The 14,064-nt window shown below is 32.7% G+C and carries 11 protein-coding genes; 5 read left to right on the top strand and 6 right to left on the bottom strand.

Features of this window, described 5'->3' with window-relative positions; translation table 11 throughout:
* Positions 1-14 precede the first annotated feature (14 nt).
* Positions 15-1,088 (top strand): ABC transporter ATP-binding protein, encoded by a 1,074-nt coding sequence (locus WAF17_RS04355; RefSeq protein ID WP_338766707.1) that lies wholly within the window; start codon positions 15-17, stop codon positions 1,086-1,088.
* Between the two features lie 110 nt (positions 1,089-1,198).
* Positions 1,199-1,957 (top strand): bacteriorhodopsin-like, encoded by a 759-nt coding sequence (locus WAF17_RS04350; RefSeq protein ID WP_338766705.1) that lies wholly within the window; start codon positions 1,199-1,201, stop codon positions 1,955-1,957.
* Between the two features lie 228 nt (positions 1,958-2,185).
* On the opposite strand, the gene WAF17_RS04345 is transcribed toward WAF17_RS04350, so the two are convergent.
* The 4 genes from WAF17_RS04345 to WAF17_RS04330 all read right to left on the bottom strand — a co-directional run bounded on the left by WAF17_RS04345 (position 2,186) and on the right by WAF17_RS04330 (position 6,179).
* Positions 2,186-3,070 (bottom strand): formate/nitrite transporter family protein, encoded by an 885-nt coding sequence (locus tag WAF17_RS04345; RefSeq protein WP_338766702.1) that lies wholly within the window; start codon positions 3,068-3,070, stop codon positions 2,186-2,188.
* Between the two features lie 84 nt (positions 3,071-3,154).
* Positions 3,155-3,382 (bottom strand): hypothetical protein, encoded by a 228-nt coding sequence (locus WAF17_RS04340; RefSeq protein WP_338766700.1) that lies wholly within the window; start codon positions 3,380-3,382, stop codon positions 3,155-3,157.
* Between the two features lie 17 nt (positions 3,383-3,399).
* Entirely contained in the window at positions 3,400-3,630 is a 231-nt protein-coding gene (locus tag WAF17_RS04335) for a hypothetical protein (RefSeq protein ID WP_338766698.1), read from the bottom strand.
* Between the two features lie 59 nt (positions 3,631-3,689).
* Complete coding sequence (locus WAF17_RS04330; RefSeq protein WP_338766695.1) at positions 3,690-6,179, bottom strand: TonB-dependent receptor; 2,490 nt, start codon at positions 6,177-6,179, stop codon at positions 3,690-3,692.
* A 297-nt stretch (positions 6,180-6,476) separates the two neighbouring features.
* Here WAF17_RS04330 and WAF17_RS04325 point away from each other — a divergent pair, with 297 nt between their 5' ends.
* The 3 genes from WAF17_RS04325 to WAF17_RS04315 all read left to right on the top strand — a co-directional run bounded on the left by WAF17_RS04325 (position 6,477) and on the right by WAF17_RS04315 (position 10,133).
* On the top strand, positions 6,477-7,481 hold the full coding sequence (locus tag WAF17_RS04325; RefSeq protein ID WP_338766693.1) for a beta-ketoacyl-ACP synthase III: 1,005 nt from the start codon (positions 6,477-6,479) through the stop codon (positions 7,479-7,481).
* 195 nt (positions 7,482-7,676) lie between these two features.
* On the top strand, positions 7,677-8,696 hold the full coding sequence (locus tag WAF17_RS04320; protein WP_338766690.1) for a M20/M25/M40 family metallo-hydrolase: 1,020 nt from the start codon (positions 7,677-7,679) through the stop codon (positions 8,694-8,696).
* A 213-nt stretch (positions 8,697-8,909) separates the two neighbouring features.
* Positions 8,910-10,133, top strand: a complete 1,224-nt coding sequence (locus WAF17_RS04315; protein WP_338766687.1) for an AAA family ATPase — start codon at positions 8,910-8,912, stop codon at positions 10,131-10,133.
* Between the two features lie 87 nt (positions 10,134-10,220).
* Here the strand turns inward: WAF17_RS04315 and WAF17_RS04310 are convergent, their stop codons facing one another.
* Together WAF17_RS04310 and hemN are read right to left on the bottom strand one after the other, a co-directional pair.
* Positions 10,221-12,122, bottom strand: coding sequence for a gliding motility-associated C-terminal domain-containing protein (locus WAF17_RS04310; RefSeq protein WP_338766684.1), 1,902 nt, complete (start codon positions 12,120-12,122; stop codon positions 10,221-10,223).
* Between the two features lie 303 nt (positions 12,123-12,425).
* Positions 12,426-13,793, bottom strand: coding sequence for an oxygen-independent coproporphyrinogen III oxidase (gene hemN / locus WAF17_RS04305; RefSeq protein WP_338766681.1), 1,368 nt, complete (start codon positions 13,791-13,793; stop codon positions 12,426-12,428).
* Positions 13,794-14,064 lie beyond the last annotated feature (271 nt).

Raw genomic sequence — 14,064 nt, 5'->3', positions numbered from 1 at the left:
AGGATATAAAATAAATGCTCAAAACTCAAAACCTAACCATTGGCTATCCTTCCAAAATAATTTTAGAAAATCTTAATCTTCACTTAGAAAAAGGAAAACTAACGGCTTTATTGGGAATAAATGGTGCAGGAAAATCAACACTTTTACGAACGATTGCAGGAGTTCAGAAGCCAATTTTGGGAACTGTTTCTCTGAGCTTTGAAAATTATAATAATTCAGAAAAAACAGTTGAGAAGTCAATTCAAAAACTATCTAAAAAAGAAATTGCTAAAAAAATAAGTCTCGTTCTGACAGAACAAGCAGCTACTACTCGGCTAACTGTAAAAGAATTGATTGCTTTAGGGCGTTATCCTCATACTTCGTGGAGTGGAAATCTTGATAAAGAAGACCAAAAAAAGATTGATTGGGCTTTAGAAGCTGTTTCGATGAATGATTATGCAGATATTCCGATAGGAGAGTTGAGTGATGGACTTAGGCAAAAAACTATGATTGGACGAGCATTGGCACAAGAAGGCGATATTTTGCTTTTAGATGAGCCAACAGCACATTTAGATTTGGTAAACCGAAGTGAAATAATGCTTCTTTTATCACAGATTGCAACAGAATTTAATAAAGCAATTTTAGTCTCAACACACGAATTAGACCTTATTTTACAGATTGCCCATACTTTGTGGCTTATTTCTTCATCTAATTCTGATACGAATAAATTAAATCGAAAAGGAAAATTACAAAACCGAAAACTACTTGTAGGTTTGGCAGAAGAATTAGTTTTGAATGGAGAACTATCAAATGCTTTTATTCGTCCTCCTCTTTATTTTGATAGAGAAAAGGGAAATTTTAAGATTCAGAATAAAGAACACAAAATTACTTATTTCATTGAAGGCGATGCCATAGGAACATATTGGACAAAACTAGCACTAGAAAAACGAGGTGTTTACGCAGAAGTTTTTAATGAAAATTTTAATAATAATAATATTGAAAATAATTTGATTATCAAAGTGAAAAAGCAGAATGAAAATACTTGGCAATGGATGTTGGAGGAGAAAGTTGTTGAGAGTTTGGAGACATTACTAGAATTCATAACGTAAATTGTTTTTTGATTTTTCACTAAAAAATCAAACAAAATCACGAACAGCTCTGTTTAGGAATTAAATATAAAGATTAAACAAAATATTTTTTAAACTAAACCACCATTATTATGGATTTTTTAATGCTCTTAGCTGATATCATCAAAATACAAAAAGATGATCCTGTCGCCTTTACTTTTTTTACAGGTTATATGGCAATGTTTGCAGCTTCTATATTTTTCTTTTTTGAGAGAAGTAGAGTGTCTGACAAATGGAAAACTTCGTTACTTGTTTCTGGATTAATTACAGGAATTGCAGCCGTTCACTATTATTATATGAGAGATTACTATGCTATTACAGGAGAAAACCCAACAGCTCTCCGTTATATAGACTGGACACTTACTGTTCCTCTTATGTGTGTAGAGTTTTATTTATTAACTAAGGCTGCTGGTGCAAAACTTTCTTTGCTTTGGAAACTAATTGCTGCTTCTGCTTTTATGCTCGTTACTGGTTATATAGGTGAAGCTTTCACAGACGGAACAATGTTTCATTCTGTGCTTTGGGGTACAATTTCTACATTGGGATATGTATATATTCTTTATACAGCTTGGGCTGGAGAAGTTAAACAATTGGCTGATAAATCAGGCGACCCAGCAGTTATTAAAGGTGTTCGTTATCTAGCTTGGTTTGTATTGGTAGGTTGGGCTATTTATCCAATCGGTTATATGTGTATGCCTGGTGGTCCTTTTAATGTGTGGTTTGGTTGGGAATCTTCTAATGTAGATTTACTTTATAATATTGCCGATGCCATCAACAAAATTGGATTTGGTTTGGTAGTATATAGTATGGCTGTTCAGAATACTGATGGCTTAAAAGGTGCAAAAGCATAAATTAATCAAATTGTAATCTAAATAAAATACTATTTTTCTTTTGAAAAAAAATATTTAGAGTGAAACAAAATCATATTTTACTTAAACAAAACCATTTCTTTTATTCTGCATAGAGTAAAGGAAATGGTTTTACTTTTATTGATTAAAAATAAGGGAAAACGGCTTCTTTATTATAAAATCAAAGTTCAGCTACACCCATAATTTTAGTTATGGAAAAACTTAATAACTCTAATTAAAATAAGAAAATCTATCTTCATTTTTTTCGTTGGGTCTAACATGAGCATACTTCAAAACGGCAACAAAAACAACTCCCCCAATAGCATTTCCTAGAGTAGAAATTCCCTGCACTCTCAAATAGTCCATAAAAGATATTTTATCACTCAATAAAAAACCTGCAAAAACTTCAATAGAACCCACTATAGAATGATGTAGGTGGGCAATACCGATAACAGCAGTGATTAGAGTTACAATAAAAATACGACTAATTGTTTCTTTTGATGCCGTAACGAGCCAAGATAAAAGTCCCATGAGCCAACCAGCAATAATAGCACTCACAAAAATATGTATAGAAGAAGGTTTGGTCAGTTTGAGAGCTATTTCTTCCATATCTTTCATGTCCATCAGATTCATTCCTTGCACCATATACATAAGCATCAAGGCAAATAAATAACCTCCTAAAATATTCCCAGCATACACAACTCCCCATACTTTACCCAAACTTTTGACAGAAGCCAATTTGTTTAAAACAGGTAATGTAGCTAACGTCGTATGTTCGGTAAAAAGCTCTGAACGACCAATCACAATGAAAATAAAACCTATTGTATAGCCAAGAGCTAAAATAATGGTCAATGTAGATTCTGAAACAGAACCAGCAAATAAATGATGGAAAATTCCTAATAAGAAAACACTGAAACCCACTTCCAAACCAGCTGAAAATGCTGAAAAAAATAATCTTATCGGAGGGCGTTTATGTTCGTGCAGACCAATCTGTATTTCTTCCTCTAAAATTTCATCTGCCGATTTAGCTTGGTCAGAATGGATTTCAGATTCTTGTTTTTGTTGATTTTCTTTCTGCTCTAATACTTCTTGTATTTTTTTGTTTGTTTCTTTCATTTTAAGTAGGCGAAAAGTGGTTTCAAATTGTGAAGATAATTTGAAGTCTTTTTCCAACTTTGCATTTAAGAATTATGTTCAAAATCACTCGTTTTTTTGTGTTTTATACTCTTTTCTCCAAAGGCGAGTTAAGAAAAATAGAATAATCAAAACTGCTCCCAAAGGCATATCTTGTCCACCATAAGACGGATGATTGATTAAAGAACGCACACCAAAGAGAAATATATAAGTTCCCAACCCTAGCGTAATTATATCAATTACAATAAATAAGATGAAGTATTTTAGGTTGCTTTTTTTGTTTTGATTTTGCATTTTTAGAAACTTTAAATTTATCTATCTGAATTTCTTTCTCTGTATTCTTTTCTCCAAAGGCGAATTAAAATAAATAAAGCAATAAACACACCTCCTATTGCCATAGCAGTTACCCCATTACTTTCTCCAATAATTGCAGCTCCTAACCCTGCACAAAACAAAAATGAACCACTACATAGAATTATAAAGTCGACAATTATCCGTAATACAAAGTCTGTAGAGTTAAATTTCTTTCTCTGTTCTTCCATTCTTTTATTTTTTAATGTAAAAATATTTTGCTGTTATACCACCGACGACAACATTTTAATTAAAACTTCACAACCCCACGAACATTTAAAAAACGCTGAGAAAGTCCGTTTGGAACGGCAAGTTGAACATCATTTACATAATCACTTATCCATTGATGAGAAATGATATTTTCTACTCCCAAAATATTCAGAACTTCCAAGCCTAACCAAATCGATTTTATGCGTTTATTTTCATCAAAAACCAAAGATTTAGAAAAGCCAATATCTACACGACGATACGCAGGATTATTGAAAAATGAACGGTAATTTTGATTATTTGGCGCACCAAAAGGAACTCCAGAACCAAACAAAAGACGTAGATTCACTCTAAAAGTAGGATTGTTTGGAAAATGGTCTTCAAAAAATATGGTAGCCGTTACTCGCTGGTCAGACGGACGACGAATAAAATCACGCTCATCAAAATCTGTATTTTCTTTAGTCTGTAAATAAGATAAACTAAACCAAGATTCTGTTCCTCTAATAAACTCGCCACTAATACGAGAATCAATTCCCCACGCATAACCTCTAGCTGCATTGGTGGCATAATAACGCAGTCGCATATTATCTACATCATACGGAATAAGATTTGCAATTTGTTTGTAATAACTCTCTACAATCAATTTAAAAGGGCGTTTTGAGAATTTAAAATCCCAATCCATACTTCCAATAATATGCAAAGAACGCTGTGCTAAAAGAGATTCATTTATCTGTCCTGAAAAATTTCGTAGTTCTCTATAAAATGGCGATTGTTGATAAATTCCTGCTGCCAGTCCAAACTGAATATCTGCTTTCCAGTCTGGTTGATATTTGTATTGAAGGCGTGGACTGATAAAAGTCTGTCCATTCAATGACCAATTATGAACACGCACTCCGAAAGTAACATTGTGCCACTCGGCTGTATCTGTTCCAAAAAAATGCGAAATTTGAGCATAACCCTGTGTTCGGATTGAATTAAGAGTGGTTTCTGTATCTACAAAGTAATTTATATCTGCAAAACCTGCCGAATCCAAGACTTTATATTCATAGAGTTCGTCATTTATATTTTCACTTTTTATTTCTCCTCCAAACTCCACCATTGTTCGATTTCCTAAGCGAAGCGAAGAACGATTTTTGAAGGAATAAATCTGTGCATCAAGCGAATTACGAGCATAAAAATACTCTGAAGCTGCCCCACGAACCAATGTACATTTATTAAAATTGTCAGAAGTAATATCATTGTTTACATCACACAAACGGTATGCACCTTCTGTATCTACAAATTCCCTTTCTCTAGTATCCACACCTGAAAGCGTAAAGTCCATTGAAAAGTTTTGAGAGAATTTTTGAGTTAATCTCAATGCCGTTTGATAGGTTGTATAATTCATTAGCTCCTCGCCTGTATAATCTACAAAAAAACGAACCTGCTCATCAAATGTCCCAAAAGTAGTTTCTCTTCCAGTAGGGAAAACACGATAACGGTTTTGAGAATATGCCATCAGAAGACTAAGGGTAGTGTTTTTATCTTGATTTTTGAAATTTCCGTCTTTATCTAATTTTCCTAATTTATAACCTAAAAGCGACTGAAAATCAGAAAAACGAGGTTGATATTCGCCGTCAGTTTCTAGTGTTCCCAACAAATAACTCAAATCTTTATGACGTATTCCTGCCAAATAAGAAAAGCGTTTTGATTTGTTTGCTCCTTCTATGTGTGCATTTCCTCCCAAAAGACCTACCGAAGCCGAACCTGCAAAGGAAGTAGGGTTTTTATAATCTACATTCAAGACAGAAGAAAGTTTGTCGCCCCATTTTGCTTGCCAACCACCTGCCGAAAACTCTACTTTTTTTACTAAGTCAAGATTGACAAAACTAAGTCCTTCCTGCTGACCCGAACGCACCAAAAAAGGACGGTAAATTTCTATTCCATTTACATAAATCAAATTTTCCTCATAATTTCCTCCACGCACCGAATAAGCAGATGAAAGTTCACTATTACTGACAATTCCCAAACCAAGTGTAACCAAAATCTGTGAAAACTCGCCTGTTCCTGTGGGTGTATTTTCTAGTCCTTTTGGGTCAAGGATTATTTTACTGGTTTCTCTATCATCATTATTCAATTTTGCTGTAATTTCGACAGCCTTTAATTCTTCAAACTCTGAAAGACGAATGCTATATTTTTGATAGGATTTTAAAACTATTTTCTGTCTGAATGTTCTAAACTCTGGATGTTGGGCTGCAAGTGTAACTTCTTTTCCTAAAAATTCTTTTGAGAAAGTAGAAGAAGATTCTAATCTAAAGTTTCCTAATGAGTCTGTCTGAACAGCTTTTCCTTCTTCCAAAATTCCAACAGAAGCATTTTTGACTGGATTTTTGAGCGAATCCAAAACTTGTCCTTCAATTATTATCTCTGATTTATTTTGAGCAGAAGAGGATAAGGAAATAAAGAATAAAATTGTAATATAGAATACAAAAACACTTTTTTCTAAGATTTTAGATTGATTTTTCAAGATAGCTTTCAAAATAGAAGGGTTCATTAGATTAGGATTGAATCTCAAAAATACGGTTATTTTATCTAAAAAATAAAATCTTATTTCAATTTAAACAGCTCAAGTTACTTACGATAAAGGGTATCATCTTAATTTATTCAAAAGAAAACATAGTAGTTGAAGAGAATCATAAAATACCAAAGAGAAGTAATGCTATTACTTGCAAGTTCTTTAAGTCTTTATTACCTTAGCAAATCATTTACAATTTACTTGTTGCAAATTGTGCATTTACGAAAAAACACAATACAATAAACGATATTCATTACTTTTTTCTATTATTTTTCTATGAATTCTACTCCTTCTACAAATAAAATACAAGCTGCCATTACAGGTGTTTTTGGCTATGTCCCTGATTATGTTCTTACAAACAAGGAACTCGAAACGATGGTTGATACAAATGATGAATGGATAAAATCACGTACAGGAATAGAAGAAAGACGAATATTAAAAGGCGAAGGAATTGGAACTTCTTATATGGCAACTGAAGCTGTAAAAGGACTTTTAGAGAAAACAAATACAAAAGCTGAAGAAATTGATTTTTTAATTTGTGCTACCACAACGCCTGATATGGTATTTCCAGCAACAGGGAATATTGTAGCACACGGGGCAGGTCTAAACTGTTTGAGTTATGATGTAATGGCAGCTTGTTCTGGTTTTTTATACAGTCTTGTTACGGCAAGTCAGTTTATAGAAACAGGAAAATATAAAAAAATTATTGTTGTTGGAGCAGATAAAATGTCTTCTATTATAGATTATGAAGATCGCCAAACGTGTATTCTTTTTGGAGATGGTGCAGGTGCTGTGCTTTTAGAAGCAGATACAGAAGGAAATGGCATTGTAGATTCTATTTTGAGAAGTGATGGAGCAGGAGCAACAGAGCTTTATATGAAAGCAGGAGGTAGCCGTTATCCAGCAACTAAAGAAACAGTAGAGAATAAAGAGCATTATGTAATCCAACATGGCGCAGTAGTTTTCAAACATGCTGTAAAAAATATGGCAGATACATCAGCTGAACTAGCCGAAAAAAATGGTCTTGATGGTAATAGTATTGATTTTCTTGTTCCTCATCAAGCTAATTTGAGAATCATAGATGCAACTGCAAAACGACTTGGTTTAGATTCTGAAAAAGTGTTAGTGAATATCGAAAAATATGGAAATACTACCTCTGCAACAATTCCACTATGTATAAGAGATTTCGAAGATAAATTCAAGAAAGGAGATAATCTAGTCTTGGCTGCCTTTGGTGGTGGTTTTACATGGGGCGCAGTATATTTGAAATGGGCGTATTAATCAGTTACCAGTAAACAGTTATCAATAACCAGTTAATAAAATTCTATTTTTGTCTATTCAATTATTTTTCTCTTAGGAATAGAAATTAAATAAATTGCTGTTTTAACTTACAATAGGCTGATAGTCAATAATTTCTAAATTTATTTTAATAAACAAAATCCTCAACTTTTGAATACAATCTCTTCCCCTAAATCTATGTCTAAATCCAATATAAATTTTGACTTACTGAAAAAAATGTGTGGTGTCTTTGCTCCAGTAGGAAATGAAGCACCTATGAAAGAATTTGTTTTGAATTATGTAAAAGAAAATCAAAAGCATTGGAAAGTACAACCTCAAATTATAGAAGGAGATGACTTTCAAGATTGTTTGATACTTGTTTTTGGCAAACCCCGAACGGCTGCTTTTGCTCATTTTGATTCTATTGGGTTTATGGCTCGTTATGATAATCATTTGGTCAGAATTGGCTCTCCAAAATATGAAGATGGATACAAATTGATAGGAAAGGATTCAAAAGGAGAAATTGAAGGAACGATAAAAGTTAAGTATGGAAATGAAAATGATAAAGACAAAAAGAAGAAGAAAAGTAAAAAGAAAAAAAAACGTGGCTCAAGGCAGCATCGTAAGCCATTAGGTGAAGTAAAACTACAATTAGAGTTTGATAGAACTGTCGATGTCGGAACTGAATTTGTATTCAAGCAAGATTTTAGAGAAACAGAAGAGTACGTTCAGTCTTGTTATATGGACGACCGTTTGGGCTGTTGGAATTTACTCAAAACTGCTGAAACACTAGAAGATGGAATCCTTGCTTTTTCTTGTTATGAAGAAATTGGAGGAGGAACAATGCCATTCTTGCTCAAATGGATTTGGGAAAATTATAGAATCAAACAATGTCTCATTTCTGATATTACGTGGATAACTGAAGGCGTAAAACATGGAGAAGGTGTAGCCGTTTCGATGCGTGATAGAAATATTCCGAGAAGAAGTTATCTAAACAAAATTATTGATTTAGTAAAAGAATCAGGTGTAAAGTATCAGCTAGAAGTGGAAAATGATGGAGGAAGTGATGCCAAAGAAATCCAATCTTCTGCTTATCCGATGGATTGGTGTTTTATTGGAGCTGCCGAAGCTGGTGTACATTCGCCTGATGAAAAAGTTCATAAAGATGACATTAAGGCAATGACAGACGTATATGCTTATTTGATGAAAAAGCTTTAGAAATCAATTACGAATTACGACCTGTTAAAGCAGCGAAGCTAATTATCAATTACGATTGAAATACATACATGTAATTCTTTTTTATCCTGCAACTTTCTTGCCTTTTGAAACGTTCTTCTTTTCTAATTAACTAAATTAAAATAGTATAATCGTAATTAGCATTACTGCCTTTATAGGTCGTAATTCGTAATTCGTAATCCGTAATTATTTATTATGCACAACACCAACAGAAATAGTAATTCAAATCATCGTAGGGTAAAGAATAAATCAGAAGAATCACAAAACAACGGAATGAATCAAACAGGGAATCCTTATTTGGGAAAATACAATGTATTTGGAGATGGATATTTTAGTGAAGACTACTATTTACTGAATAATTATAATCAAAAATTAATTGATTTTGGAGTGCGTGATTATTTCGAAAGTAATCAACTTGTTTCGCTTAATCAATTCTTAAAGCTTTTAGAAGAAAATGATTATACGCCAATTTCTATTTATCGTCGTAATACAACGTATAACAAAAAAGAAACTCGTTATTCGATAGATTGGTATTTGATGCTAGATGATGAATCAATTATCATAAATATGAATTATGATGCCGTCTTAAAATTAGACGATGTTATTTTTAGATTTGATATGATAACGGCTGTTGAGGATACGCCAACAGAGAAATTAGAAAAAATATTTGAGTTAGCTACAAAATGTATCATCGAAACAAAAGACGACCAAAAACGATACATTAATATTGTTGGAAGTACGCCACGAACAGGGCTTACACTTCGCAAACATCAAATTAAGCCTCCTGTAATTCCAGATTTGGATTTATATTATGGAGATAAATTTGAAGAAAAACACGATGTTTTGGTAAAAGAAATCAACGAAAAAAACAATTCGGGTTTGTTTATTTTTCATGGTGTTACGGGAAGTGGAAAGACAAATTATATTCGTTATCTAATTAGTAAAGCCAAACCAGAAATAGAATTTATTTTCTATCCAATTACGCTTCTTAGAGAAATCACAAGTCCAGATTTGATTACCTTTTTATCAGATTACCAAGATGCCGTTTTGATAATTGAAGAATCAGAAGATTCTGTACAGGCTCGTGATTTGTTTAATACGGACAAGAGTTCGATTGCAAATCTTTTGAATGTTTCAGATGGTCTTTTGTCTGATGTCTTGAATCTCAAAATAATTTGTACATTCAATACAGATATTAAAAATTTAGATAAAGCACTATTGCGTGAAGGTCGTTTGTTAGGAATACATCGTTTTGAAGCCATTCCTGCCGAAAATGCCAATAAAATAGCAAAGCTAAACAAAATTGAAAGAGAGTTTAAAGAACCTGCTACACTAGCACAAATCTATAATGTTCCTCTAAATGAAGATTTATCTGATTTTTCAGTTAATCGTCAGAAAAAAATTGGTTTTGGGAAATAGCACAAACTATTCATTCTACAAAAAGCCTTTCTAAATTAATTTTTAGAAAAGCTTTTTTATTTCAATAAGGATCAGAATTACTAATTTCTATCTCATCAATTTTACCATTTCAGTAAAAATATATTCTCTTCCTCGTTGGTCTGTTGCTACTATTTTCATCGTATATTCTCCAGAAGGAGCAAGGCTATTTTTATATCTTCCGTCCCAACGCCCGTTTACGTCATTAGTTTGAAAAATTCCTTCTCCCCAACGGTTAAAAATTATCATTTCAAATTCTTTTATAAACTTACTTTCTACTCCATAAGTATCGTTCAAATTATCGCCATTAGGGGTAAAAGCATTTGGAAAAGTAACAAAAGAAGGAAAATCAATGCGAATTGTATTTGAATAGGTAGTTGTATCTCCCATATTTGCACGAACTCTAATGTAGCTGGTTTGGTTTTCCTGATTTTCAATATCTATTGTGTATGTTCCAGACCTAGAAACAGATTGCGTATTGAATGGCTCTTTTTCTAAAGAATCTGTTTGTTCTATAACGTAATTACCCGTCGATATCCCTTCAAAAATAGTCCATTCAAAAGAGAGAACACCTTCTTCTTCATCTGTATTTCCATCCATTTCTACTATAATAGGACAAATAAAAGGAGTTGATTGAGAAGTCAAATCACAAGCATTAGTATAAGAAATAGAATAACAATAAGGAGCAAGGTCAATATTAATAAGTCCATCTTCAAAAACAGAATCAAGAGGATTTATCTCATAATTATTTATCGTTCCATCTTTATCTTTTCTAGTAACTGTTGCAGTTAGTATTTCTGCGCCATCAAGAGGGTAATTCCAAGACAAATTAACTCGTCCCTTTGATGTAAAACTAGCATAGACATCAAGCACAGCAGGTGGAATAGCATTAGAAGAAGCTAAAATACAACGTCTAGGAGTAACTATTCTAAGACCAGAGGCAAATTCAGTTTCCAATTGGTAACAGTAAGTAATTTTACAGACAACTTCTTCATCAAAAATACCATCAGAAGCAATATCTGTATATTCATCAAGCACGTTATCATCTTTAATAAGTGTATGTTTTACAAATTCTGAATCATCAATACCAATCGGTTTTGACCAACTAACATCAACATACCTTTCTTCTCCAGTCAGGTTTATATCTGAAATATAAAAAAGTTGTGAGCTTTCTATTCTATTCGAACAAGAATCCTGTACAGAAATACGATAAACGGAATTAGGCAAGGCATCTTGAATAGTAAAAGTAGTAGAGCCTACCGAAATATCACTTACTTTATCAAATCCATTAGCTGTACTAATTTCTAGTCTGTGTGTCAAGTCTGTTTCTAATGTATATTCTATTTTTGCATTTCCATCTTCAAGATACTCAACACGACTTATTGTAGGTGGTACAAGTTGTCCTACTGGCGTTATTATTTTACTACTAGGAGTACAGTTTTCTGCGCCATCTTCAAAAATTCCTCTTACAGTAATTGTAGCATTAGCTTCAGAAGCATACGTATGATCTGCAAATTCATTATCTCCTACACTAGCTGACTGATTATCTCCAAAATCTATTTTGTAAGAATCATAATAATCATCATTTATCTGAACTCGCACTTTTTTATCAGCACAACGAATGACATCAAAATTTACTACTTTTGGTGCAAAAACCTCAATAATATTTTCTCTTACCACAGAAGCTCCTCCCGTACCTGCCGTATTGATAAGCTGTGTTATAGAATAAACCCCTGGTTCTGTAAAAGTAAAAGTAGTTTCTTGTTGAGGAGGACTATCCCCAAAAATATAAAAAATCAAGTCTGGGTCAGCTCCAGAGGCATCATCAACCACCACAGTAAGAGGAGCGCAACCTTTAGGGTTACTAGCAAGTCCGAAAGCAGGTTGTTGAGCAAAAGTAATATTCTGAAAGCACACAGTAAAAGGCAGAACGAATAGCAACGATAAAAACCAATTATTTTTCAAATTCATAGTTTTATTAAAAACATAGTTTATTAAAATAGATATTTGTATAAAACGAAAATAATCGTCAAACAATATAAAGAAAGGTTCAAAATTATAGAATATCTGATTTTTTATAACTATGTTGTTTAAAAAAATGAAATATATTTTAATAATAAGGCTTTAGTAAAGTGTTATTTAGACAAATAATTGGTTTATTTTTTCTCATAGTGTTAGGTGCATAAGTTATAGACTATGAAAAAATGATATTTAGAAGATTAAAATTTGGTGTTGTGACCAAAATACAAATATTATCTACTGTTCAATACTACTCTACGCATTTTTGCTAAACATCGGCTTATTTTCTGCATTTTCTTTATTTAATTTTGAATTCCAAAGTCGTACATCAAAAGCCATACAAACATTTCTTACAAAAGGTTTTCCTTTTTCTGTAATTCTTAGATGATTGCCTTTCCATTCTACCAAACTATCTTGTTTTAAAGACTCCAAAAGGTCAAAGTTGATTCCCAAACCAAATCCATAAAACTCTTCTTCATTCCAAGAAGTTTCGTATCTGCACATCAAATCCAAGATATGCTGACGAATTACTAAATCTTCTTTTGTTAGATAATGACCTCTCAAAAAAGGAAATTCATTATTTTCTACTTTCTCTCTATAAACTTTGAGGTTTTTCTCATTTTGATTAAATGCCGTCCACGTATCACTGATGGCACTTACACCCAAACCAATAGACAAACTTGTCGATTGAGTGGTATAACCCATAAAGTTACGATGTAAAGTTCCGTTTTTAGAAGCCTTCAAAAGTGAATCTGTAGGTAGCGCAAAATGATCCATTCCAATATCAACATAACCTTGTTCTGTCAATATTTTTTTACCAATAGCATACAAATTTGCTTTTTCATCAGCAGCAGGTAAAAAGGATTCTAATTTCTTTTGTGATGGTTTGAGCCAAGGAATATGAGCATAACCATAAAAAGCCAAACGAGAAGGACGTAATTCTAATGTTTTTTGAAGAGTATTTTGGATAGTTTCTATATTTTGCAAAGGTAAACCATATACCAAATCAAAATTAATGGATTCAAAACCTAATTCTCTAGCATTCTTTACACATTCAACTACTTTTTGATAGGGCTGAATACGATTAATAATTTTCTGTACATTTTCATCAAAATCTTGTATTCCAAAACTTACTCTATTAAAACCTAATTCTTTCAAGGTCTGTAAATGTTCTCTCGTTGTATTGTTTGGATGTCCTTCAAAACCCCATTCCGTATCAACAGGAACATCACAAGAAGATTTGAAAATAGTAATCAGACGAGTAAGGTTTTTTGGAGAGAAAAAAGTAGGCGTTCCTCCTCCTAAATGTACTTCTCTCAAAATCGGTTTTTGTGGAAGTGTTTTTATATATAAGTTCCATTCTCTTTCTATTAATTCGATATAAGGTTCTTCTACATTGTGGTTGGTTGTGATGCGAGTAGTACAACCACAATAGGTACACAAACTTTCACAGTAGGGTAAATGAACATAAATACTTACTTCTCTGCCACTTGTCCAAAAGGCGTTTTTGAGTGAGTTTTGCCAATTTTCTAAGCTATGCTCTGTGTTTTCCCAATACGGAACAGTCGGATAACTGGTGTAACGTGGACTAGCAACATTGTATTTTTGAAGTAAATCGTTCATCTTATTCTGTAAATTATAATGATAGATAAATTTATTTTTACAAAGAACGGCTACTTTTTGAACTGAAAAAATGACTTTTGTTAGGAAAAAATATGAGTTAAATAAATCATACCTCTAAAGAAGCGAAACATTCAGTTCTGAGGGACTGAATGTACAATACTGTCATGCGTTTGCTTTCTCAAAAGTGAACGAAACACTTTCTCAGAAGCGTGATTGAACAGAATCTAATTTTATTCTTCTAAATCTACAAACTTAAAATAAAAAATAAACT

Source organism: Bernardetia sp. ABR2-2B (genome assembly GCF_037126435.1).
Lineage (GTDB): Bacteria > Bacteroidota > Bacteroidia > Cytophagales > Bernardetiaceae > Bernardetia.
Note: the sequence above shows the minus strand (reverse complement) of the source record. Positions and strands in the feature narration are given on the sequence as shown.